The organism is Granulicella sp. 5B5 (genome assembly GCF_014083945.1).
In the GTDB taxonomy this organism is placed as follows: Bacteria; Acidobacteriota; Terriglobia; order Terriglobales; family Acidobacteriaceae; genus Granulicella.
Map to the genome: position 1 here is coordinate 3,723,266 of NZ_CP046444.1, position 23,551 is coordinate 3,746,816.

The 23,551-nt window shown below is 58.5% G+C and carries 18 protein-coding genes and 2 tRNA genes; 12 read left to right on the forward strand and 8 right to left on the reverse strand.

Going from position 1 to position 23,551, the window contains the following annotated elements:
- Nucleotide 1 precedes the first annotated feature (1 nt).
- From GOB94_RS15770 to GOB94_RS15795, 6 genes are all read left to right on the forward strand, one after another.
- Complete coding sequence (locus GOB94_RS15770) at nt 2-2,599, forward strand: ACT domain-containing protein (RefSeq protein ID WP_182276796.1); 2,598 nt, start codon at nt 2-4, stop codon at nt 2,597-2,599.
- Between the two features lie 231 nt (nt 2,600-2,830).
- Nucleotides 2,831-3,325 carry an NADH-quinone oxidoreductase subunit B gene (locus GOB94_RS15775; protein ID WP_255484440.1) on the forward strand — a complete coding sequence of 165 codons (495 nt, stop codon included), beginning with the start codon at nt 2,831-2,833 and terminating at the stop codon, nt 3,323-3,325.
- A 356-nt stretch (nt 3,326-3,681) separates the two neighbouring features.
- On the forward strand, nt 3,682-5,253 hold the full coding sequence (locus GOB94_RS15780) for a hypothetical protein (protein ID WP_346265628.1): 1,572 nt from the start codon (nt 3,682-3,684) through the stop codon (nt 5,251-5,253).
- A gap of 152 nt (nt 5,254-5,405) precedes the next feature.
- Complete coding sequence (locus GOB94_RS15785; RefSeq protein WP_182276799.1) at nt 5,406-7,493, forward strand: hypothetical protein; 2,088 nt, start codon at nt 5,406-5,408, stop codon at nt 7,491-7,493.
- 70 nt (nt 7,494-7,563) lie between these two features.
- Complete coding sequence (gene mqnE, locus GOB94_RS15790; RefSeq protein WP_182276800.1) at nt 7,564-8,715, forward strand: aminofutalosine synthase MqnE; 1,152 nt, start codon at nt 7,564-7,566, stop codon at nt 8,713-8,715.
- 21 nt (nt 8,716-8,736) lie between these two features.
- Nucleotides 8,737-9,222, forward strand: a complete 486-nt coding sequence (locus GOB94_RS15795; protein ID WP_182276801.1) for an N-acetyltransferase — start codon at nt 8,737-8,739, stop codon at nt 9,220-9,222.
- 143 nt (nt 9,223-9,365) lie between these two features.
- Here GOB94_RS15795 and GOB94_RS15800 read toward each other — a convergent pair whose 3' ends face one another.
- From GOB94_RS15800 to GOB94_RS15825, 6 genes are all read right to left on the reverse strand, one after another.
- Nucleotides 9,366-9,569, reverse strand: a complete 204-nt coding sequence (locus tag GOB94_RS15800; RefSeq protein WP_182276802.1) for a hypothetical protein — start codon at nt 9,567-9,569, stop codon at nt 9,366-9,368.
- 117 nt (nt 9,570-9,686) lie between these two features.
- Nucleotides 9,687-11,468, reverse strand: coding sequence for a DNA methyltransferase (locus GOB94_RS15805; RefSeq protein ID WP_182276803.1), 1,782 nt, complete (start codon nt 11,466-11,468; stop codon nt 9,687-9,689).
- 95 nt (nt 11,469-11,563) lie between these two features.
- Entirely contained in the window at nt 11,564-12,784 is a 1,221-nt protein-coding gene (locus GOB94_RS15810) for a DUF5009 domain-containing protein (protein ID WP_182276804.1), read from the reverse strand.
- Nucleotides 12,785-12,842: 58 nt separating this feature from the next.
- Complete coding sequence (locus GOB94_RS15815; RefSeq protein ID WP_255484062.1) at nt 12,843-14,597, reverse strand: glycosyltransferase family 39 protein; 1,755 nt, start codon at nt 14,595-14,597, stop codon at nt 12,843-12,845.
- 181 nt (nt 14,598-14,778) lie between these two features.
- A complete protein-coding gene (locus GOB94_RS15820) occupies nt 14,779-15,114 on the reverse strand; it encodes a DUF3467 domain-containing protein (RefSeq protein WP_182276805.1) in 336 nt (111 codons plus the stop codon).
- Nucleotides 15,115-15,138: 24 nt separating this feature from the next.
- Nucleotides 15,139-15,223 (reverse strand) — tRNA-Leu (locus GOB94_RS15825).
- 197 nt (nt 15,224-15,420) lie between these two features.
- On the opposite strand from GOB94_RS15825, the gene lon reads away from it, so the two are divergent.
- From lon to GOB94_RS15855, 6 genes are all read left to right on the forward strand, one after another.
- Nucleotides 15,421-17,874, forward strand: a complete 2,454-nt coding sequence (gene lon / locus GOB94_RS15830) for an endopeptidase La (RefSeq protein ID WP_182276806.1) — start codon at nt 15,421-15,423, stop codon at nt 17,872-17,874.
- A 269-nt stretch (nt 17,875-18,143) separates the two neighbouring features.
- Nucleotides 18,144-18,803, forward strand: a complete 660-nt coding sequence (gene tsaB, locus GOB94_RS15835; protein ID WP_182276807.1) for a tRNA (adenosine(37)-N6)-threonylcarbamoyltransferase complex dimerization subunit type 1 TsaB — start codon at nt 18,144-18,146, stop codon at nt 18,801-18,803.
- A complete protein-coding gene (gene rimI, locus GOB94_RS15840) occupies nt 18,803-19,264 on the forward strand; it encodes a ribosomal protein S18-alanine N-acetyltransferase (RefSeq protein WP_220464953.1) in 462 nt (153 codons plus the stop codon). Before tsaB ends, rimI begins: the two co-directional genes overlap by 1 nt.
- 38 nt (nt 19,265-19,302) lie before the next feature.
- A complete protein-coding gene (locus GOB94_RS15845) occupies nt 19,303-19,929 on the forward strand; it encodes a phosphatidylserine decarboxylase (protein WP_182276808.1) in 627 nt (208 codons plus the stop codon).
- On the forward strand, nt 19,929-20,765 hold the full coding sequence (gene pssA, locus GOB94_RS15850; protein ID WP_255484063.1) for a CDP-diacylglycerol--serine O-phosphatidyltransferase: 837 nt from the start codon (nt 19,929-19,931) through the stop codon (nt 20,763-20,765). The genes GOB94_RS15845 and pssA overlap by 1 nt, the downstream gene beginning before the upstream one ends.
- Before the next feature lie 79 nt (nt 20,766-20,844).
- Nucleotides 20,845-20,931, forward strand: a tRNA-Leu gene (locus tag GOB94_RS15855).
- 131 nt (nt 20,932-21,062) lie between these two features.
- Here GOB94_RS15855 and GOB94_RS15860 read toward each other — a convergent pair.
- The gene (locus GOB94_RS15860; protein ID WP_182276809.1) at nt 21,063-23,063 is read right to left on the reverse strand and encodes an AAA family ATPase; all 2,001 of its coding nucleotides are present in this window, start codon (nt 23,061-23,063) and stop codon (nt 21,063-21,065) included.
- 72 nt (nt 23,064-23,135) lie between these two features.
- Nucleotides 23,136-23,528, reverse strand: coding sequence for a hypothetical protein (locus GOB94_RS16725; RefSeq protein WP_220464954.1), 393 nt, complete (start codon nt 23,526-23,528; stop codon nt 23,136-23,138).
- Nucleotides 23,529-23,551 lie beyond the last annotated feature (23 nt).

Sequence of the window (23,551 nt, forward strand, 5' to 3'; positions counted from 1 at the left end):
GATGGCTGAGGTTCGTCGCGGCTTTGAGCTGACCGGAGACGGCCTGCGTGCAGCCTCGGCAAGGGCAGCGCTCGTTGACTCGATTGTGCAGCGCCTGTGGCGGAATGAAGTCGTCGCCGAGCCGAAGCTGGCTAAAGGCATCGCGATCGCAGGGATCGGTGGGTTCGGACGGGGACTTCTATTCCCGTACTCAGACGTAGACCTGCTGGTCTGCGTCGAGAAGTCGCAGGTCAGCCTTGCAAAGCTGCCAATCAGCAGGCTCTCGCAGCAGTTGTGGGACTGTGGCCTGAAGGTCTCACTGGCGTCGCGTCAACCTGGCGAGTGCGACCGGTTTGAGCCGACCAACCCTGAATTCGGGATATCCCTGCTTGATCTGCGCTCGGTTGCTGGAGATGCCGAGCTCTTCGCCAAGTTGCGCGATCGGGCGGTTGCCAAGATGCGTCAGCGCGATGGAAAGTCCATCGCCGCCGAGCTGGCGCGGTTGACGCGGGAACGTCACGGTAAGTATGGCAACACGCTGTTTCACCTCGAGCCGAACATCAAGGAATGTCCCGGTGGCTTGCGTGACGCGAATGTCTGCGAATGGCTGCGCTCGTTGCGCAAGGATGCGCCCGGCAAGGGTAATTCAGAGTTCAGTGAGGCGCTGGCGTTTCTTGCTGCCGTACGTTGCTTTCTGCACTATCGGCACGAGCGAGATGACAACACGCTCGACTGGCTCGCGCAGGATGCCGCAGCCGAGTCAAGGATCGGTTTGGGCAGAGTTATAGAAGGTGGGCTGAAGGTCGACGCTGCGTATTGGATGCGTGCCTACTTCCGGCAGGCCCGTGTCGTTGAAAGAAGTCTTCTGCGTGAGGCGGAACACTCGGGCCAACGTATGGAGGCAACACCTGAGGGGCGCCGGGTGAAGATTGCACCGAAACCGGGCTACAAGCTCGACAACGGTCGTATCGAACTACAGGCCAGATCGGCGACAAATCTCGATCCTGCGCAGGACGCGGAGACTGTTTTGTCGGCCTTTGCGGACATGGCTGTTAGCGGGACTGCTCTGACGCCGCTCAGCGAGGAACGTATTGCGGACGCCATCCCGCTGCTTTCTGCCAGCCTGGAAGAAGGCCCGGGGCTGTGGCAAAGGCTGGCGAAGATCCTTACCGGTGAGCGGGCCGGAGCGGCGCTCCGTTCCATGCATGCGTTAGGTGTGCTGGAGCTGATCCTGCCTGAATTTCATGGAATTGACGCACTGGTGATCCGCGATGCGTACCACCGTTATACGGTCGACGAGCATACGTTTGTGTTGATCGACACTCTCCACGGTCTCGAGACCGATCCCGGGAAAGGCGCTCCTGACTGGCGGGTCAAGTTCCATTCGATGATCCGGGAGTTACAGAACCCAGCACTGCTCTACCTTGCAGCGCTGCTGCACGACACGGGCAAAGGACGTGCTGTTGAGAACCATGCGCTGGAGAGTACCCGTATGGCCCGCGGCGTCATCGCAAGGCTCGAGATGGATTCTTATGACGCGGCTCTCATTCTGCAGTTGATCGAAATCCATCTTGAGATGTCCGCTGCAGTGCGGCGTGACATCTTTGATGCCGAGACGGTGCGCTCCTTTGCTGCCAAAGTAGAGACGCACGAGTTGCTGCGGATGCTCACGCTCTTCACCTATGCGGATATTGCGGCCGTTCATCCCGACGCTCTAACGCCCTGGAAGGCGGAGAACCTATGGCGGCTTTCGATGGCGACCGCCAACCACCTGGATCGCAACGTGGATGAAGATCGCTTCCATGCAAGCGGTGTTGGCGGCGTAAAGGGCGAGGAATTCTCGAACTCCGCCACAACCGTGAGTCGCGACAAACTGGCAAGGGTGCTTGCCCTTAGTCGAGGGCGCGAAGCGGCGGTGCAGGCCTTTCTTGAAGGTTTTCCAGAACGCTACCTGAGCACTCGAACGCCCGAAGCGATCATCAATCACTTCCAGATGACGCAGCACTTCAAGGACGAGGCTTTCCAGATAGCTTTTCAGCACGGCCCTGTGAACGAGATTACGCTGGTGACGCAAGACCGTCCGCGCCTGTTTGCAGGTATGGCCGCTGCTCTTGCAGCGTGGGGCATGAATGTTGTCACAGCGGACGCGTTTGCGAATGCCGATGGCGTGGTGGTGGACACTTTTCGATTCACAGATATCTTCCGGACGCTGGAAATGAATCAATCCGAACGTGACCGGTTCATAGTCAGCATCCTGGACCTGGTGTGCGGGCGGGCTTCCGTGGAGAGGTTGTTGGGCAGCCGACGACGGGGGCGCCGCAAAGCACCGCGTGTCATTGTTGAGACATCGATCGTGTTCGACAACACAGCGTCGACACAGAGCACCCTGTTGCAGATTGTCGCGCAGGATGTCCCGGGTCTGTTGCGAGCGATCAGCGCCACATTTGGCTCCTTTGGCCTCAACCTTGAGGTTGCGTTGATTGACACAGAAGGGGAAACTGCAATTGATGTTTTTTACGTGACTTCCAATGGTGCCAAGTTGGATGGGGAACTGGAGCAAGAGCTCTGCGCGGCACTTGAGGCTGCAATTGCCGAAAATGCCGCTTTAGGGCCGGAATGACGGCGGCATCGACCCGCCAAAGCGGCCAGGGGGCTTTTTCCCCTCTTGGTACCGTTTTAGTAACCCTGACCAACCACCTGCGCTGATGCCGCATCACAACGTATATTAAGAGTTATGAGCCACGACACACAGCAGCCAGCGGCGTTTTCACCAAGCGACTCACATCGCAATGACCGATACATCTTTGGCACGTTAGATAGCTTCGCCAAGAACCGGGCCAAGATTGACGAGGTGAATTGGGGTGATGAGCAGCCTGAGGGTGTCGTTTTGGCGTCTCTCGATGCGGCGATCAACTGGGTCAGGAAGAATTCAGTCTGGCCGATGACCTTTGGATTGGCCTGTTGCGCGATTGAGATGATGTCGATGGGGGGATCTAGGTACGACATTGCGCGTTTTGGCGCCGAGGTATTTCGCCCCTCCCCACGCCAAAGCGACCTCATGATCATTGCAGGAAGGGTCTCGCAGAAGATGGCTCCGGTTATTCGGCGTCTCTATGAGCAGATGCCCGAGCCGAAATGGGTAATCTCCATGGGTGCATGTGCCACCTCAGGTGGAGTTTTTAATAACTACGCCCTCCTGCAGGGGGTAAATCAGGTGATCCCGGTTGATGTCTATGTTCCCGGCTGTCCACCGCGACCAGAACAACTTTTGTATGCCATTACCCTGTTGCAAGAAAAGATTCAGGCAGGCAGAGGGACTGTGAAGGAAGCGCTGAATCTCGGATAAAGTTTGCTGGTGAGCAAGAACGTCGCCAGTTTTGTAAGTCTGTGTGCGAATCAGCGGGCAGTAGTTGTGTACGTCAGTTCAAGCGTATTGAAGCTTTTGCAAATTTGTTACTCTGCGGATTTTCTTATGGACACAGGATTTATCTGCGGTAAACTTTGTGGGAAACCGTTCTGGCCGCGCTGTCATCTCACAGGTGTCATCTAAGTTAGCGGCTTATATATTTTTAGTTTTATATTGTGGAGGATTGTCGAATGTCTTATCGCCCGTTACGCAATATCAGCCGAAGTTTGCTGGCTGCATGTGCGGTCAGTCTAGCAACTCTGAGTATCAATGCCCAGACCGCACCCAGCACGACCATGAGCGGTCCCAATCCTTCACGAGTGGACATCTTTCTCGGTTACTCCTACTTCGGTGCACATGGCCAGGTGAAGCCGCAGGATGTTCCTTTCACCTCTGTCGACGAGGGTGTGATCGGCAGCGGTGCTTACTACTTCAATAAGTACGTTGGCGCGGAGGGTATCTTTATCGATAACCCGGATGGCGTGAACGATGGATTCCAGGCGGGCTACCTGGGGCCGATCTTCCGTGCTCCTATGCAAAACTTCACGCTGTTTGCCCATGGCCTCGCTGGCGGTGTGCGCAGCTCGGGCCCCAACGCGACCGAGAACGGCCCTGGCGGTCCCTTCTATTCCGAGCCTTACCAGTGGGGTCCCAGCCTTATGGTTGGCGGTGGTATGGATTATGACCTCCCTTGGTTCAATCACCACTTCGGTATTCGCCTCTTCGAGGCCGACTACCGTTACATCCATGAGGATTACGGTCCGGTCAACCCCAACAACGATCCAATGGGTGGCCGCGCAAACCTCGGCGCTGCCGAGCTGAGCAGCGGTATTCTCTTCCACTTCGGCAGCATCGTTCCCCCGCCGCCGGTGACCTACTCCTGCGCAGTTACGGCTCCTACAGGCACTATTTATCCGGGTGACCCCGTCACCGTGACGGGAACCGCAGCGAACCTCAACCCGAAGAAGACGGCTGCTTATACCTGGACTTCAGACGCGGGCAAGGTTTCGGGCACGTCAAACGTTGCGGCGATCGATACGGCTGGTCTTTCGGCTGGAACCTACACTGTCAAGGGCCACGTCTCTGAAGGCAACAAGCCGACTCAGATGGCTGACTGCTCTGTTCCGCTTACGATCACCGCTCCGTTGCCGCCGACTGTTTCGTGCTCTGCGAACCCGTCTACGGTCAAGCCCGGCGATTCCTCGACCATCACAGCGATGGGCAGCAGCCCGCAAAACTATCCTCTGACCTACAGCTACTCTTCGACTGCGGGTACGATCAACGGCAACACCTCGACAGCTACCCTGTCAACTACTGGTGCAGCTCCCGGAACGATCACGGTTACCTGCAACGTTGTCGATAGCAAGGGCATGACGGCTTCGCAGCAGACCACGGTCACGGTTGAGGCACCTCCGCCTCCGCCGGCTCCGACGACGCAGGCTCTCTGCAGTGTCTCCTTTGATCGCGATAAGCGGCGTCCGACGCGTGTGGACAACGAAGCCAAGGCTTGCCTTGACGACATTGCTCTCACCGCTCAACGTCAGGCAGACGCAAAGCTCGTGATCACTGGCAACTCTGAGCCCGTCAAGGTGTTTGGCAAGAAGACGCCGAAGAAAGAAGAGCGGGCCGAGAAGGAAGCTGAGAAGAATGCTGCGGAGCGCGCCGTCAACACAAAGGCGTACCTCGTAGATGAAAAGGGTATCGATGCCTCACGCATCGCGGTCTACACCGGCAATGCCGGTACCAACACCGCGACGACTACCCTGATTCCTGCTGGCGCTACCCTCGATGTGACCGGCATCACTCCGGTCGACGAGAGCGCGGTCAAGGCCGTTCCCCGTACTCCGGTGCGCAGACACAAGAAGTAAACGCACCACAACCAAAAGCCGGCTGGGAGCTTTCCAGCCGGCTTTTGCATTTCACGCCATCTTTTATGCTTGTAATGAAGTTCAAACAGACGTATTCAACGTTATTCCGATATTGTGACCGGATTCAGGCTTTGCGGTAGCCTAGTTACAGTATGACTACACTTTTGAGCAGGATGACTTTGCGAGTTTTGCGGCTATCGGCAGTTGGAATCATGTTGTTTTGTCTCTCCTTGGGGCTTCAAGCGGAAGTTACCTGGTTCCCGCTGGGACCCTTTGGCGGGGATGCTCGTTCCTTCGCAACAGATCCGCGAAACCCAAAGCATATCTATCTTGGAACAACGACGGGGTGGGTGTATGACTCCCACGATGGGGGCGCCAGTTGGAAGAGAGTCGCGCAGATCGCACATCGCAACGACCTGATCATTGACCATATCCTGCCGGATGCTAACGACCCGCAGCGATTATTAGTTGCTGCCTGGAAAGTAGACTCTCCTGACGGGGGACTTTGGATATCGGATGACGGCGGAGTTAACTGGTATGCGCAGGCCGAGATGCATGGGCAGTCTATCCGGGCCATCGCCCGTTCGCAGTCGAACCCGAATGAACTGGTGGCAGGCACACTTCGTGGCGTCTATCGTTCTCTCGACGGTGGTGCCCATTGGAAGCAGATCAGTCCAAAAGACAGCACCGAGATTCATGAAGTCGAATCGATAGCGATCGATCCTGTAAATCCTGACATCATCTATGCAGGTACCTGGCATCTTCCATGGAAGACTGTCGACGGCGGGGTGCACTGGACGAATATCAAACAGGGACTTATTGATGACTCGGACGTCTTTTCGATCATCGTAGACCCTGCTGATCCCAAGGTCGTTTATGCAAGTGCCTGTTCGGGGATATACAAGAGTGTCGATGCGGCCGCAAAGTTCACTAAAATCCAGGGAATACCTTCCACGGCCCGACGTACTCGGAAGCTGGCGCAGGACCCGAAGCATCTGGACACAATTTTTGCAGGCACAACGGAAGGGCTCTATCGGACACTCGACGCTGGCGCCCACTGGAACCTGTTAACCAGTCCTGATCTTATAGTCAACGACGTCTACATCGATCCTGCGAATCCAGACCATGTTCTGTTAGCTACAGACCGCGGCGGGGTCCTTTCTAGTAACAATGCTGGAGAGAGCTTTGAAGCATCGAACGCTGGATTCTCCTCACGGCAGATCACGGCCTATGCCGCCGACCCGCATAATCCTGCACGCCTCTATGTCGGTGTAGTGAACGGTAAGCAGGCGGGCGGAGTGTTTGCTAGTAACGACGCTGGGGTCAGTTGGCAGCAGGACAGTTCGGGACTGGGCGGGCGCGATATCTTTAGCTTGGCTGCAACGGAAGATGGCGTTATTCTCGCAGGTACGAACCACGGCATCTTTCGATTGCAGGATGGAGAGTGGGTTGACGCGGGTGTAACGGTTTTGGCTCGACACGCTGGTACTGTCTCGACTGCTGTCAAGGGGAAGACGCGAGAGAGGCGTGTATCGAGGTCTGCAACCAGACAGCCTGTTGAGCATCTCGACGAGTTGGTCTATTCCCTCAATCCTGAGGTTAACGACATTTATGCAGGCACATCCAGCGGGTTGTTGCACGCCGATGCGTTTGGCAATAACTGGTCGCGTGTCCCATCACTCAAACTTGACGAGGTTCGTTATCTGGCGGTGCAGGGGCGTACATTGGTCGCCGCCAGCCTCAAGGAGATGGAGATATCTTCGAACGCAGGTGAGGCCTGGAAACCGGTTCCTCTGCCTGGTGCTCTGACACAGGTTTCCGCTCTTGCTCTGGATGACGATCACACGGTCTGGGTGGGAGGCCGTGAAGGGCTCTTTCGGTCGTCGGATATGGGGGCGACATGGCAGCAGACCCGAGATATGGCCCTGAACGACGTTGATTCCATCTACTTCGATCGGAGTGGAGACCGGATACTGGTGACGACTGCGCAGTCGAGCTTCGTTTTCAGCGTTCATGTGCCGGACCACAAGGTGCATTATTGGAACAGCGGCTGGAAGCTGCGTTTTGCTCGGCCGGTGGGTGATCATCTGGTTGCTGCGACGCTGTTTGACGGCATTGTCATTCAGCCAAAGATGGTGGATTCTGCGGTGGTTCCCACTCGTACTAATGGTGCTGCGGCTACGGTTGCGACCACCGCGGGCGCGTCAGCAACGGCCACCGCGAGTCCTGTCAAACGGTAATTCAACGCGGTCGTTGCGTGCGATCACCATGCAGTGCGCAACGGCCAGCGGGCGGAGCTAGAATAGAAGCATGGCCGCAATCGACGCAGCAACCAGCCCTCGCCACAGTTTTCAGACCGACGATCCAGCGCTAGAGCCGATTGCTCGGAAGGTCGAAAACGGTGAGCGTCTGACGTTCGACGATGGGCTTGCTCTCTATCGCTCGGGTGACATCCTAGCGGTGGGTTGGATGGCCAACCTTGTGCGGGAGCGGATGCACGGAAACCTTGCGTACTTCAACGTCAACCGGCACATCAATCCTACGAACGTGTGTGTTGCCAGCTGCCGCCTGTGTGCCTTCGGGCGGAAGAAGGGTGCGGCCGACACCTACACCATGGCTCTGGAAGAGGCCTGGGAGACTGCGGGCAAGGGCCTGACTGAGGCTGTGACCGAGTTTCACATCGTGGGTGGGCTGCATCCTGATCTGCCGTTTGAGTACTTCCTTGATCTCGTGAAGGGGTTGAAGGAGCGGTATCCGCAGGTTCACATCAAGGCCTTTACGATGGTTGAGGTTTCGTTCTTTGCCAAGCGCGCTAAACTTTCGATTGAAGAGACGATCCAGAAGATGGCGGCGGCGGGGGTGGACTCCTGCCCGGGTGGCGGGGCTGAGATCTTCGCTGACCGTGTGCGGCACATCATCTGCGACCACAAGATCGATGGGTCGGAGTGGATCGATACCGCGCGGCTGGTGCATAAGGCCGGGCTGAAGTCCAATGCCACGATGCTGTACGGGCACATCGAGAACGATGAGGACCGCGTTGACCATCTGCTGAAGCTGCGGGCTTTGCAGGATGAGACCGGCGGGTTCCAGACGTTCATACCGCTGAGCTTCCATCCGGACAACACGGCGCTGGGGCACCTGCCGAAGTCTACCGGGATGACGGACATCCGGCAGATTGCGGTGAGCCGGCTGATGCTGGACAATTTCCCACACATCAAGAGCTATTGGCAGATGGTGACGCCGAAGATGGCGCAGATTTCGCTGCGGTTTGGTGCGGATGACATCGACGGGACCGTGGTGGAGGAGAAGATCTACCACGATGCCGGGGCGAAGACTCCGCAGGGGCTGCGGCGGCGCGACCTGGAGCGGTTGATTACCGAGGCGGGGCGTGTGCCGTTTGAGCGGGATACGCTGTATCGGGCGGTGACGCGCAGCGAGGACAGCTTTACCGTCGCGGTTTAGACTCGCTCTCTCCTATTCTTTTTGCAACTTCGTTCCTACAGACCGAGTGACCTGGATGCGATGGTCGCGCTGGATGATCTCTGCTTCGAGGAGGCGTTTCGCTTCTCGCGGGCGGAGATGCGGCGCTATGCGGAGGCGAAGCGGGCTCGGGTAGTGGTTGCGGAGTCCGGTGCGATGCTTGCTGGATTCTGCATTTTGCAGGTGGAGCGGGCTGCCGGTGGGCCTGTGGCCTACGTGGTGACCTTGGATGTGCGGCCGGAGTTGCGGCGGCAGGGATTGGCTAGCCGGTTGATGCTGGCGGCGGCAGAGCAGGTTCGGCGGGATGGCTGCCGGTGGATGGTGCTGCATGTTTACACCGGGAACGCGGCGGCGATCGGGTTTTACGAGCGGCTGGGGTTTGAGGTCGTCGGAACGGTGAAGGGCTTTTACGGACCGGGCCGGGACGCTTTGGCGATGCGAGCGGCACTGCCGCTGTGCGGCGACCCTCCCCCGGTTTTGGGGCTATGATCCGCAGCGGATTGGAGTTAGGCTCGTAACCATGTTTGTGGTTACTTCGGATGGCGGCCGAGAGGCGAGTTGAGAAAGAGCTGTGAGACGACGAAACCCCGCCTGGGCGGGGTTCTTGCGACACCTCCATTCTAAATGCGGTGTCAAGGGGTGGCGATGAAGATGCGGGTCGTGATGCGGTTTTGGCGGGCGCGGAGAATGGCGGCGTATTCCTGACCCTGAAGCCAGCGGTCGATGACGGGCTGCGGGTTACCGGCGCGCTGCATGTCAAGGATGACCTCGGCGCGGGTGGTGGGGATGCCGCCGTAGTCGATGAGTTCGTTGAGGTAGCGGTCGAGATAGCGCATCGGGTTGTAGTTTAGCTGGCGGGTGGGGTTGGTGGCAGTGTCAAGGAAGGCAATTCAGTCGTTCAGCTTCGCTCCACTCCGGCCTGCGGCAGCATGGAGCGCCTCTGCGAGGCGGATTTATGAGACCCGAGGCTGAAGCCTCGGGGTACCTGATTGTGCCGGGTCCATTGTGGGGGTGGACGACGTGCATCCCACCTTAGCGACGATAAAGCCGTCGCGAAGATGGGGCACCCGGTGTTTAGTCGTCGGGGCCGAAGTTGAGAGAGAGCTTGGTGGCTGGTTCGGGGCGGCTGCGGGGGCTTTTTTGAAGGTGGTTTCGCGGACGTGGAGGGGGCGTTCGACGCGTTTGGTGCCTTCGAGGAGTTCCTTGATGGTGAGGAGTTGGAGGCGTGGATATTTGGTGCCGTCGACGGAGGTGTAGAAGCCGGCTTCGGCGGCTTCTTTCTGCATGGGTCTGGTGGGTTCTTCGAAGCTGATGTAGACGCCGATCTCGGCTTTTTCGCGCTGGAGGACGCCGATGAGGTCGCGGACTTCGGCGACGCCGATGTTGTGGCCGCCTTTGACCGAGAAGATGATCTGTTTGGAGTCGGGGGAGTGGGCCTCGTGGAAGTAGAGGCGACCGTCGATGCCACGGTCTGCTCCCTTCTTGATGCCTTCGGTGGGGCGGGCTCCGCAGAGGCCGAGCGCCCAGTATTGGAACTGGTACTTGTTCTCTTCGGCGAGCTGGCGCGCGCCTTCGACGTCGGTGGGTTCGCCGATGACCTCATAGGTTTTGCGGATGTCGAGACCATAGGCGTCGTCGAGGCGGGTTTTGATGAGGCCTATGGCGAGATGGGTAATGTCGATGCCGATCCAGCGGCGGTTGAGGCGCTGGGCGACCTGCACGGTGGTGCCGCAGCCACAGAAGGGGTCGAGGACCACATCGCCTTCGTTGGAGCTGGCTTTGAGGATGCGTTCGAGGAGGGCTTCGGGTTTTTGGGTGGGGTAGCCGAGGCGCTCCTGGGCTTGAGCGCCGATCGGAGGAATGTCCTCCCATAGGTTTGAGAGCCGTTGCCCCTTTGACACATCAAGATACTGTTTCATCATCAATGCGCCTTCAGGTTTTTGGGGGTATACCAATATCCCTTGCTCATCAGATCGGCGCATTCTCTCGGCAGACCATGACCATCCGTTTGGATGAGGCCGATAAGTGACACCATTCAAAGCTGTATACGGGTACTGAAGGTTGGGACGAATCGCGGGGTTTCTCAAGGTTACTGTTCGCCAGCGACGACCGTCAGGGTCTGTATGTCGGTAAAACTTCTCGACATAACCTTCGCCGAGCGGCACGAATGACTCATTCCAAACAGGCACCTTCGATTTCGAGTAGTAAAGAATACTGTCGGTCACATTGCCGAAGTTAGTACCGGCGTTGCCGTGAGCAAAGGTTCTCTTCCAAGTGATTTCGCTTTTGAAAAATTGAGGACTGAACACGCCATCCATGAGCAGCTTCAGATAGTGGCTGGCAGTTGTGTCGCAGTGGAGGTAGATGGAGCCGGTCTCTTTGAGGACGCGGCGTAGCTCGACGAAGCGTGGGGCCATCATGGCGAGGTAGGCCATCATGTCGGTGTTGCCGAGGAGAGTTTTGAAGGCGCGCATGGCGTCGGCGACGCGGCCGCCGCGTTCGACGATCTGCTCGTAGGCGTCCTGGGATTCGAGGTTCCACTCCCAGGTGTCCTTGAAAGCGGTGATCTGGGCGGCGGAGCGGTTGCCGTCTTTTTCGGCGAAGAGGACGTTGTAGTCCTGGCGGGAGTTGAAGGGCGGGTCGAGGTAGACGAGGTCGACAGATGCGTCGGGGATGTAGTCGCGGAGGACCTGGAGGTTGTCGCCGTAGTAGAGCTTGTTCTTCGCGTCGGACATGGGTTGAGGTGAGGGTAGCAGATGGGGTGGTGGATGCGGTGCCGGCGATGGGTTGTGACGCGGCTGATGGCGAGGCTGCTTTGCGGGACTGCTCGCTAGAGTTGCAGGCGGATTCGGAGGCGGGTGAGCAGGGAGGTGAGGGCCAGCATGAGCGCCGTAAAGACGACAGACCTGCCTACGCCTGAGAGCCCGGAGTTGATGTGAGTGGAGAACCAGTCAAGAGAGTAGCCGGCGACGATGAAGTACCAGAAGTCGGGGAGGAGATAGGTGAGCAGCGTGTTGGCGCCGGCGGCTCGGAAGGGGATCGTCCATGATGTGCGTCTTTTGACGTCGCAGATGAAGTAGAGCGTGGTGTAGATCACACAGCAGGCCGCCACGGTGTACAGAACCCATGTTGGCGTGGCGCGGATCTTGGAGATGCCGAGCGGGGACAGGAACCATGCCGCGATGGCCGTCGCAACTCCGAAGGCCAGGGTGGGCGAGGCCTTGCGCAGGAATGTGTTGCAGCGTGGCTCCAGAAAGAAGACGGTGGTGAGGAGGACGCCAGCGAATACGAGCGCCGGCTGAGAGCCGTTCTGCGGCGGCCATATCCACCAGGGGGCGGTCGTTTTGACGATGTGGGCGGCGGAGAGAATGTTCAAGGCAAGGAAGGCCAGAAACCAGCCCAGAGGCGCCCAGAGCCACCTGCGGGTGGCGAGGTAGCAGAGGCCGCAGAGCAGATAGGTGTAGCCGATGAGCCCGAGGATCTCTGGATAGACGAAGCTGAGCCAGTGGACCGTGCCGGTGCCGGGATCTTTTTGGCGAAACAGCGCCGCGAGGATGAGGAGCAGAAGGAGCCCCAGGCCACGCAGAAGGATATAAAGCCGCTGCCGGTGCTGGTTTTCGGTTTTTGGATAGTCGAGCCAGACGAGAAAGGCTGCGAGCAGAGCCAGGATGGTGCCTATGAAGGTGTTGAGCCCGTGCATCAGGGCAGGAGAGCCCTCGGGGCCGTTGGCAAGGATGAGGCCCAGGACGATGAGAGCGGCCGAGCGCAGGACGATATGCCAGACGAGCTTCCATGTGCCGTCGCCGCGCTTGATACGAGCGTTGATGGAGAGAGGCAGCGACATGCCGACGATGAGGAGGAAGGCGGGGTAGACCATGTCGACGTAGGTCATGACGTTGACCTGCGCGGGGGCGTGATAGGTCCACCAGGGAAGGCCGTGGACGCTGGAGAGATCGTTGACGAAGATCATCAATGCGATGTTGAGCCCACGGAAGATATCGAGCGACAGGATGCGCGGGGGTTTTGCGGGCGACAGTGTCGTGTCCGGCAACGGCGGACCTCCTTCAAGCTGAGACGGGGTGAAACTCTGCGGCTATCTTGATCTGCGACTACCTTGAGATGCCGACTTCGCTTGAGATGCTGGCTTCGTAGCTTCGGTTGAAGCGGAGGACCGCGGCCCACTCGCCATGCTGGTTGGTCTGGAAGACGACCTGGCCGTGGAGAAGCTGGGCGATCTCCTGGGGGGAGAGGTCGTGGGTGGCGGCGAACTCGCGGCCGCGGCGGGTGTTGGGGTGGGTTTCGAGGTAGTGGCGGAAGTGGGGTTCGAGGAAGTGGGTGGTGAAGACGATGGCGGTGTCGTAGGTGGCGGTGCCGGTGCGGGCGGTGTCGTCGAGGATGGGCTGGAAGCTGGGGCGGGTGAAGTCCTCGATGGAGACGGCTTTGATGGGCGTGGTGACGTAGCCGAGGTCGGGGTTGAAGAGGTCGGCGGTGACGGGCCAGGCGCTGAGGACGGTGGCGTGCGGGTAGTGCTGGGCGACGTAGTCGATGGCCTGCTGGTGGGCGACGACCATGTCGCGGTAGGCGAGGTTGTCCTCGGGCGCGAAGGAGGTGGGCGGGTTGAGCCACCAGGCGCTGATGAAGACAGCCGCCGTGGCGCCGGTGAAGAGAGGCCAGAGTTTAGTGCGGTCTCGCCAGATGGCTACGCAGAGGAGGAGGATGAGGGGGTAGATGGGGAGGAGATAGCGCGTGAGGAGGGCTCCGCCGAGGACGGAGAAGGCGATCCAGTTGGCGAGGATGAGGAGGAGAAAGGGAGTAGGGAGTAGGGAGTAGGGAGTAGCGGGTATGCTTGCGCCTTTGGCGCTCGCTGCGGCAAATACAGGGGTCTCTCCGCTACGGCCTGCGGCCTTCGGTCGAGATGACGAGCGTTTTTTGTTGGGTGCGGTGTTGCGGGGGGGGAGGAAGAGGCAGGCGATGGCGAGGAGGATCGGGAGCCAGATTTGCCGCTGCCAGAAGAGGTGCAGGAAGCGGTATCGCAATGCCGTGAAGATGTGGCCCGGGGTTAAGTTGGCGGTAGCGTTGTAGCGGAGGAACTCGGGGTTGCCGAAGGTGAAGCCGGTGACGTGGTGGTGGTAGGCGTACCAGGCGATGAGCGGCAGCAGCGGGAAGCTGAGGGCGGTGAGCCAGCGGAGGTGGTCGCGGCGGTTTTGTGGCTCGCGGATGAGGAGGTAGAGCTCGAAGGCGGCGAGGGTTGCGGGCTGGAGGATCGAGGTTTCTTTGGAGAGTGTGGCCAGGGTGAAGAGGAGGGAGGTGAGGAGGTATGGGTGAGCCGGTGAAGCAGATCTCTCCGCTGCGCATGGCGATGAAGCCGTCATGCTTCGGTCGAGATGACACACCCTACAAGGGAGATAGAGGGCGAAGGCCCAGAGGGTGAAGGCGGCGGCGAAGATGTCGGCGTGGGCGAGGGTGGATTGCGCGAACCAGATGGCGTAGACGCCGGTGAGCAATGTGACGGCGAGGGCTGTGGTGGGGCTGAGGAGCTTCTGGGTGAGGCGGAGGACGGCGAGCAGAGCGGCGGCAGCGAAGGCGCAGACGATGAGGCGCGTCGCGAGGATGTGGAACCCGGTGAGGTGCCAGAGCGTACCGAGGACGATGTTCGGCAACGGTGGATGCGCGTTGGTGAAGTGCGGGACGAGCCAGCCGTGGCGGTAGAAGTCGAGTGCGGCGGGGATGTAGTAGCCGCCCTCGTCCCAAAAGTAGGGAAGGCGGAGGAGCGTGAGATGGCTGAGAACGACGGCGGCGTAGAGGAGCAGATAGAGCAGGAGTGAAGGGAGCGCGACGAGTCGAGTTGCAATGCGTGACAGCAATCAGGCGTACCCCAGGGGCTGAAGCCCCATGCTCTCCTGGTGGCGGTTTCATGGCACGGCTGAAGCCGTGCCCCTTCGGAAAAGCGATGGCGAAGGTGGCGGACTATCCAAAGCCATTGCGTGGGCCGATTGCCTAGAAGTTGGCATTACGGCGTGTTTTGCAGGTGTCGACCTGTGCCTACTAGTGGATGGGGCCGTTGGGTGGAACGGTGTAGCGCTGCACTTCGGCGTGGGAGCCGTCTAATGAGATAGGGCCGAAGGTCTGCTCGTACTGGGCGACGTTGTGTGCGAGGACGTTGAGCAGGGCCTTGGCCTGTTGTGGGCTGAGGTAGATGCCCTGGAAGTTTTCGACGTGGACCTCGTCGGGAGCAGGGTTGCCGAGGGTTCCGAAGACGAGCATGAAGTCCCAGACGGAGAGACGGACTTGAACGCTGTTGGCGTAAGAGTCGCGGTAGTCGGCGGTTTTGGTCAGGGTGATGCGGGGCTGCTGGTCGGGACGCGGTTGCTGCTGACTCATTTGGGCTGCTTTCCAGAGGCTGGTTGGTGCGGGAGAGGGGACTTGAACCCCTACGCCTTTCGGGCACAGGCTTCTAAGACCTGCGTGTCTGCCATTTCACCACTCCCGCACTGGAAATTAAGCCTATCGGGGAATGCAGCGGAAAAGCAATTCGGCGTAGGATGCGGGCATCGAAAGAACAGGGAATAGGGAGTGGGGAATAGGAAGTAGGGCGGATGTGCCGATGAAGGGGTTATGGCGGGAAGTTGCGACGGATGCGGGTGGTAGTGCATCCTATGTAGGAAAGTTGATAGAGGGACACTCAAGATGGCAAATGAATTTGTAAGTGTGATCAAGCCGAACGGAGACAAGCCGGGCGAGAGTGAAGGGCGTGAGCGGGCGTATCCTGTTCTTCCAGTTCGAGATACGGTTCTGTTTCCTCATGCTGTGCTGCCTCTGACGGTGGGGCGTGAGAGCTCGATCCAGCTGATTCAGTCGCTGGGCGAGGAAAAGACGATCCTGGTGGTAGCGCAGCGGGATGCGCATCAGGATGTTCCCGATGGTGGGGATTTGTATGAGGTGGGGACGCGGGCGACGGTGCACAAGGTTGTGAAGATGCCGAATGCCAGCCTGTTTGTGTTCACCGAGGGTACGGAGCGGGTGAAGGTGAAGCGGTTTACGCAGACGCAGCCGTTCCTGATGGCGGAGTATGAGCCGCTGGGTGATCTGTTGCCGGCGGAGTCGCCGGAGCTGGAGGCGCTGCAGCGGAGTGTGCTGGGGCAGTTTCAGGAGATTGTGAGCTCGTCTTCGACGTTGTCGGATGATTTGCAGACGATTGCGCTGAATATCGATGAGCCTTCGCGGCTGGTGGACTTTATTGCGGCGAGCCTGCCGTTTTTGACGACGGTGGAGAAGCAGGAGCTGCTGGAGAATGGCGACGTTCGCAAGCGGCTGGAAACGATCAACGGGCTGCTGGCGAAGGAGCTCGAGGTTCAGCAGCTGCGGAACAAGATCCAGAGCGAGGTGCAGGATTCTGTACAGCAGAGCCAGCGGGACTTTTATCTGCGCGAGCAGATGAAGGCGATCCAGAAGGAGCTGGGCGACTTGGACGACACGCAGGAGGATGTCGCGGACCTGAAGGAGAAGATTGAGGCGGCGGGCATGCCGGAGGATGTGAAGAAGGACGCGCTGAAGGAGCTGGCCCGGTTGGGACGGATGAACCCGGCAGCGGCGGACTATTCGCTGACACGGAACTATGTGGAGTGGCTGGCGGTGCTGCCGTGGTCGAAGGGGTCTGCCGGTGAGGTGGACATCAAGAAGGCTGCGACGTTCCTGGATGAAGACCACTACGGTCTGAAGAAGGTGAAGGACCGCATTCTGGATTACCTGAGTGTGCGGCGGTTGAAGCCGGATATGAAGGGGCCGATTCTCTGCTTTGTCGGGCCTCCGGGTGTGGGTAAGACTTCGCTGGGACGCAGCATTGCACGGGCGCTGGATCGCAAGTTCAGCAGGATCTCGCTCGGCGGCATGCATGATGAGGCGGAGATCCGCGGGCATCGGCGGACTTATATTGGCGCGCTGCCAGGGCAGATCATCCAGCACCTGAAGAGGGTCGGTGTGAACGACCCGGTGTTCATGCTGGATGAGATCGACAAGCTGGGACGCGACTTCCGTGGCGACCCTGCGAGTGCTCTGCTGGAGACGCTGGACCCGGAGCAGAACAATACGTTCCGCGATAACTATCTGGACCAGCCGTTCGATTTGAGCAAGGTGCTGTTTATCTGCACAGCAAACCAGCTGGATACGATTCCGGCGCCGCTGCTGGATCGTATGGAGATCATCGAGCTGACGGGTTATACCGAAGAGGAGAAGGTCAACATTGCGGAGCGGTACCTGATTCCTCGGCAGATCAAGGAGAACGGGATTCAGCCGAAGGAGGGCGAGGCAGCGGTGATTGAGTTCCCGACCGAGAGCGTGGCGCTGATCGCTCGGCACTATACCCGGGAAGCGGGCGTAAGAAAGCTGGAGCAGCAGATCGGGACGATCTGCCGGAAGGCTGCACGTAAGGTTGCCGAAGGGATGACGGAGAAGCTGGTCGTTACTCCTGCGGTGGTGCATGAGTTCCTTGGCGGTATCAAGGTACGCGTGGATACGGAGATTGCAGAGCGGACGAAGCGGGCTGGTGTTGCTGTCGGCCTTGCGTGGACTCCGGCGGGCGGCGATGTGCTGTTCATCGAAGCCAACCGGATGAAGGGCAAGGGCGGCTTCACGATGACCGGACAGATCGGCGACGTGATGAAGGAGAGCATGCAGGCGGCGCTGACCTGGGTGCGTTCGAATGCGGCCTCGCTGGGGCTGGATGAGGACGTGTTGAAGGACATCGATCTGCACATCCATGTGCCGGCGGGAGCTATCCCGAAGGACGGGCCTAGTGCGGGCGTGACGATGGCGACCGCGCTGGTGAGCCTGCTGACGAACACTCCGGTGCGTCCGCTGCTGGCGATGACGGGCGAGATCACGCTGAGCGGCAATGTGCTGCCGGTGGGAGGCATCAAGGAGAAGTTCCTTGCGGCCAAGCGCGCGGGGGTGCAGGACGTGATTCTGCCAATCGATGTGAAGACGAACGTGGAAGAAGACCTGACCGCCGATCAAGTGGCTGGAGTCAACATCCACTATGCGACGCGCATTGAGGATGTACTGGCGGTGGCTCTGCCGAAGAGCGCGACCGAGGCGCACCAGGATGAGATCGTCCGGGATGAGCTGCTGGTTGCGGTGCAGTAAAGCAGAGAGTAGGAAGTAGGAAAATAGCACAGGCCCCGAGGGTGACTCGGGGCCTGTGCTGTTTGAGGAGGGGATGGAGCTTGGACTAAAAACCTGTCTCAGGTTCTGGGATGAGGTTGCTTACCCAGCCTTGATGCTGATTTTGGGGCAAAATACAGGGAGCTCTCCACTGCGCTGTGCTCCGGTAGCAACTGTAGTCTGGGCGCTAAGGTTGTTATTGAGGGAAAGGCAGGCGTTATGCTGAAAACGTGAATCATGTTGACGGAAAGATGGAACGGCTGTTGTTAATCGATACCTGTGGCGAAGGCTCAGGTGTGGCTGTGAGCGTGGGTGAGCAGGTGGTGGCGAGTGAGACGCTGCCGCGCAATGGTGGGTCTGCGGAGATTGTGGGAGCGGTGGGGCGTGTACTGGCGTCGGTGGGGTGCGGGCTTGCGGAACTGGATGCGATTGGAGTTGTGAGTGGGCCGGGATCGTTTACAGGAGTGCGCGTGGGCATGGCCGCGGCGAAGGGGCTTGCGGAGGCGGCGGAGGTGCGGATGATTGCTGTGTCGCGGCTGGAGGTGCTTGCAGAAGCGGCGAGGTTGAGCGATGGTTGGGTTGCGCTGGATGCAGGTCGCGGGGAGTTTTATGCGATGGATGTGAGGGATGGCGTCGTCGGTCGCGAACGGCTGGTGGGATTGGACGCGTTGCGCGCGGAGGCTGGAGCGCTGGAGATTGCGGCTGCGGAGGAGCGTGTCGTGGTGGGGTTGCGTGAGGCGGCGATGAAAGTGCGGTTGCATCCGCTGTGTGTGGAGGATGCGTTGCGACCATTGTTGAAGGTGCTTCGGAGTGGAGCTGCGGAGATGTCGTTGGGGGATGCGAATTATGTGCGGCGCGAGAGTGATATCTATGCCGCGAAGAGCAACGGCAACGTAAAGACGGGCGACTGATGGTAGTGTTTACGATTCGTGCGGCGGGTGTTGATGATCTTGCGGGGATCATGCTGCTGCAGAGCACTTGCCTGCAGGTGGTGGATTGGAGCGAGGGGTTGTGGACGCATCTGCTGAAGGAGAGTGTCAACGGCGGATCGTTGCGGCGGGTGTGGGTCGCGGAGGCAGATGGAACCGTGGTGGGGTTTCTGGCGCAGGCTGGGGTGGCAGGGATTGCGGACCTGGAGATGGTGGTGGTTTCGGGTGCAGTGCGCGGAGAGGGGATCGGCAGAGCGCTGTGTGTGCAGGCGATGCTGTGGGCGCAGGAGCGCGGCGCGACGAGTATGGAGCTTGAGGTGCGCGCTTCGAATGAGGTTGCGCTCAGGCTATATGAGTCGCTGGGATTTGAACGGCAGGGTGTGCGCAGGGAATACTATCGCGATCCGGTGGAAGATGCAGTGTTGATGTCGGCAATGTTGTAGATGCAGGAGTTGCGGGAACGATAGGTATAATCCCGAGTATGGTTCGGGACGGATATCTGTATGGGTTTGCGCTGCTTGTAGTGGCGGCGGTGGTTTGGTACACGACGCACATGGATGTGCTGGTCGCGATACCGGTGCTGCTGGCCGCGTTTTTTCTGTGGTTCTTTCGCGACCCTTCACGGCAGATTCCGAGTGAGCCAGGACTGATTGTTTCTCCTGGCGATGGCAAGGTAGAAGAAGCTGACTGGATTGAGACAAGCGCAGGGGCTCGGTTGCGGGTGACGATCTTCCTGAGCGTATTTGATGTGCATGTGAACCGGGTGCCGGTAGATGGTACGGTGACGCTGGTGGAGCACCGCGAAGGGCTGTTCCTGAATGCGATGCGGCCTGACTCTGCAGTGCACAATGAGCAGACGCTGATTACGATTGATGCAGGGGGGTACGAGGTGAGCTTCAAGCAGATCGCAGGCCTGCTGGCGCGAAGGATCGTGTGCAACTTGAAGGCTGGCGATCATGTGGAGCGGGGGCAACGTATGGGGCTGATCAAGTTTGGATCGCGCGTGGATGTGCTGATGCCGGCGGAGGTCGCCCTGCGGGTGAAGGTAGGGCAGCGAGTGAAGGGTGGAAGCAGTGTTCTGGCAGCGATGCCGGCAGGGAAGATCTGATGACGGCGGCCGAGCAGACGAGGCAGCGTCCGCCGGCACGGCGAGGCATGTATGTGCTGCCGTCACTGTTTACGGCAGGCAATATCGCGATTGGGTACTACATCATCATGCAGGCGATCCGTGGCTCAGGGTTGGGGGACCCGCTGAACCAGGTGTACTTCGACCATGCGGCCGTGGGGATTGTTGCCGCGATCCTGTTCGATGGACTGGATGGACGCATTGCACGCATGACGAATACTGCGAGCGAATTTGGGCGCGAGCTGGATTCGCTGGCGGATGTGATTACGTTTGGCGTTGCGCCAAGCCTGCTGGCGTACCTGTGGGGCGTGCGACAGATCCAGACGGGTGAGTACCCGATTGTGCATGACCGGCTGCTGCACTTTGGTGTGGTGGTATGCTTCCTGTTTCTCATCTGTGGTGCTTGCCGGCTGGCGCGGTTCAACATTACGACGAATCCTAAACCGAGGAACCCGGGGCGGCCCGATCGGAAGTACTTTGTGGGGATGCCGATTCCGGCAGGCGCGGGCGTGCTGGCTGCGGTGATCCACTTTGAGAACGGATCGCCGGTGTATAGCCAGTGGCTCGCCATGGTGTGGCTGGCGCTGGTGGCCTTTACAGGTTTTCTGATGGTGAGCAACTGGCGGTTCTGGAGTGGCAAAGAGATCGATATGGGCACTCGTCAGCCGATGCGGTTGCTGGTGATCATTCTGGTTGTGCTGGCGGTGATGTATGAGTGGCACCGCTATGCGCTGATGGTGATGGGGTTGGGTTACCTGATGAGTGGCGTGCTGGCGAGGGTTGCGTACTCCTGGCAACGGCGGTTTGCGCGAGCGTAGAGGGCGCCGTTACACAAGGAGCGCAGGTGCGGTAGACTGAAGACTGCGGCGGCGACAGAAAGCGGATTGGATTTCGCAAGCCGGGATGGCGGAACTGGCAGACGCAGCGGACTCAAAATCCGCCGAGGGCAACCTCGTGGGGGTTCGACCCCCCCTCCCGGCACCAATAAAATCAATGATTTACCAAATCAACGCATCTTCGGATGCGTTTTTCTGTGCCCAAACTGTGCCCAAAGTTCCGAAACCTACTATGAACGAATGCCAGCAGCGTTCCATAGAGCTTCTCAAGGAGAATTGCTAAAGCGCAGTTGTCGATGCGGCAGAAAATTGCAAGATTTTCTCACACAGACGGTCGAGCGAGGGCGACTGACCGTTGGCCTTGTTGAGCCGTTCCAGGAAGTAACCAATGTAAATCGAGTTTTTGCCAAGATCACCCGCGTTGCCAGCATCAGCGCGCGCTTTATTTTCGACCGCTTCTAGCTGTGCTTCACCTTGAGGCCCGAGCGAGACTATGAATTCCCGCTTCGCAGTATCAGCCAGATCGGAGGGCCACATTACCAAATTGTCCCCCCATATGACTCCCGAGGGAAAGAGGTTGTCCTCATCGCCCCCAAGCAGTCGCACTAAGGCTCGATTGTCACGCTCATGATCTAATCGGACGCTGGGATTATCAACTTTTACGCCGGTCGCGTCCGTCTTCATAAGCTTATCGCCGTCCGCATCTATGATTGCGAGGGTGGGAATTTCAAGACCCAATGCGATGATGACAGGGCGAATCAATTCACTCTTCCCATTGACAGGAACTATGTGTGCTCCGCATCTTCGAAAACTATCCCATCGACCGGTCAGCACCATCCACGCTTGGATGTACGCTACATCCTCAAGACCCTCCACCAGAATCAGCTTTTGCGTGAAGAACATTTCGCTCAAGGAGGGTTGCAACGCCTGATGAAGCTTTGCACTGGTTGCAGATGAATTGCGAAGTGGCTTGTTCACTACGGACGCAAACCGTGCGGCAAGCTCAGCAAAAGTGTACTGTCGAATCGAGGAACAGTTGTTATCTAGAGAGCGCCTCACCATTCTGATACTTTCAAAGTTCTCGCCCGAGACAAAATAGGGGCTGTGAGTTGTAACGAGAATCTGGGCACCTTGAACCGACAGTCGTTCGAAAACGGCAGCGAGATGCCTTGCTTGAGGCGGATGCTGATACAACTCCGGCTCTTCACATCCCAGGAGTAGGACAGGGGCATCCTTGTCATCAAACGATGCGAGTTCTTGCAGCAATGCGAGCAGGAAGCTACGTTGAAATCCGTGGCCAAGACGGGCTAGCTTTCCTTCAAAGCCACTTTCGCCCGCCAGAACACCCGCAATGGGCGGCGCGACACTGACCGCCTTTGTCGAATCATTCTCCCAAACCACCCGTAGAGTGGCTTGCGGATGGGCCCATTCAGCCAGCCGGTTACCTAGCGACTGCGAAATCCCATCAAGGGCCATCTGGTTTGCATCGAGTATCGACTGGTATTTAAGACGAGTCTCCCTCAGGAGAGTATCCAGATCGGTAGTGAAACTCAACTTTGCATTTACAGTTCTAGCCAGCAGACGGCCAAGAGCGCTCGTCTTCGTGCCAGACTCTTCTTCGGACGCGTCCTTGACGGCTGGAATGTAAATCCACTGGACGTATTTGGCTAATTTATTAGCTCCCTTGCTAACCCCGTAGAACTGATCTTCGCTCGGAATGAGCACGCATTTGTCGGGCTTGGAGGCTTCATACTCTCTAAGCCCGTTAGACATTCCGTCCTTGGTTGTTTTTAACTTAAGTGCAGCAATTTCCGGATCAGTCTTTTCTAGGTCAGCGAAGAGCGCCTGCAAATCCTTTGCCGAAGCCTGATCGCCCAGAGCCTTGAAAAAGGGCTTCAGTGACTCCATTCCCAGTCGTTGGCCATATTGCTTGACCTCTGCTTTACCAGTAGCGGGATCGAAACGCGCGATGGCTGAAATAACGAGTTTGTCTTGCCGGACGTATTCTTTGAAGTCCAGTTTCGCGTCGGCATTTAGGTCAACGAAGGTGACGGTGATTTCAATTGGCTCAGCAACATCTTGCAGATGGAAATCTTGTGCGACGAGAGACGCCAAATCTGTCGGCGCACTGTCGATATTGCGGAAGAAAATGTTCAGAGCGCAGAGTACCGTCGATTTGCCTGCTCCATTCGGACCGACGAAGCAGGTATATGGATCTAGGTGCGCCACACTTCGTCTGATACAGCGAAGGTTGTTGATTGCGACAGTCTCAATACGCATAAGATTCTCCGACGTTGGTTGCGCAACGATATCCTTTGTCTACGACTTCAATCAAGCAACCTCATTTGATTGCTACACCGCCACCAGCGTCGCGGAGGCCGCACCGCCGACCTGTACGCGGCAATGATGCTGCTCCAGATAGCATTTGGGAGACCGTTCCGTGTTGTCATTCAATTCGGGAATTTGCGGATCAAACGGGAGTATGCCATTGCGACTGTTTACAATGAACCATTGCCAGACTCCTGCTTCTAGACGGCCTCGTAGAGCAAGACTCTGCACCTGGGAGCCTGAATGCCTGATCCACGCGAACTGCTGGTTTGCCTGCTGGACTACATCAAAGAGCAGACGAAAGAAGTTGACCCAAAGGGATACAGGCTCACGTCTTCGAAGGGGTTCCTTCGCAGGAGAGGCGATATTGCGGGCCTGCCCGGTGTCGAGTTCGACATTCGCGTTGCCGGGGATCATGTTTGGCTGCGGGTTCCAAGGCT

Coding starts and splice junctions, on each gene's coding strand:
- GOB94_RS15770 (WP_182276796.1), top strand. CDS start 2: ATGGCTGAGGTTCGTCGCGGCTTTGAGCTGACCGGAGACGGCCTGCGT.
- GOB94_RS15780 (WP_346265628.1), top strand. CDS start 3,682: ATGAGCGGTCCCAATCCTTCACGAGTGGACATCTTTCTCGGTTACTCC.
- GOB94_RS15785 (WP_182276799.1), top strand. CDS start 5,406: ATGACTACACTTTTGAGCAGGATGACTTTGCGAGTTTTGCGGCTATCG.
- mqnE (WP_182276800.1), top strand. CDS start 7,564: ATGGCCGCAATCGACGCAGCAACCAGCCCTCGCCACAGTTTTCAGACC.
- GOB94_RS15800 (WP_182276802.1), bottom strand. CDS start 9,569: ATGCGCTATCTCGACCGCTACCTCAACGAACTCATCGACTACGGCGGC.
- GOB94_RS15805 (WP_182276803.1), bottom strand. CDS start 11,468: ATGTCCGACGCGAAGAACAAGCTCTACTACGGCGACAACCTCCAGGTC.
- GOB94_RS15820 (WP_182276805.1), bottom strand. CDS start 15,114: ATGAGTCAGCAGCAACCGCGTCCCGACCAGCAGCCCCGCATCACCCTG.
- lon (WP_182276806.1), top strand. CDS start 15,421: ATGGCAAATGAATTTGTAAGTGTGATCAAGCCGAACGGAGACAAGCCG.
- tsaB (WP_182276807.1), top strand. CDS start 18,144: ATGGAACGGCTGTTGTTAATCGATACCTGTGGCGAAGGCTCAGGTGTG.
- rimI (WP_220464953.1), top strand. CDS start 18,803: ATGGTAGTGTTTACGATTCGTGCGGCGGGTGTTGATGATCTTGCGGGG.
- GOB94_RS15845 (WP_182276808.1), top strand. CDS start 19,303: ATGGTTCGGGACGGATATCTGTATGGGTTTGCGCTGCTTGTAGTGGCG.
- pssA (WP_255484063.1), top strand. CDS start 19,929: ATGACGGCGGCCGAGCAGACGAGGCAGCGTCCGCCGGCACGGCGAGGC.
- GOB94_RS15860 (WP_182276809.1), bottom strand. CDS start 23,063: ATGCGTATTGAGACTGTCGCAATCAACAACCTTCGCTGTATCAGACGA.
- GOB94_RS16725 (WP_220464954.1), bottom strand. CDS start 23,528: ATGATCCCCGGCAACGCGAATGTCGAACTCGACACCGGGCAGGCCCGC.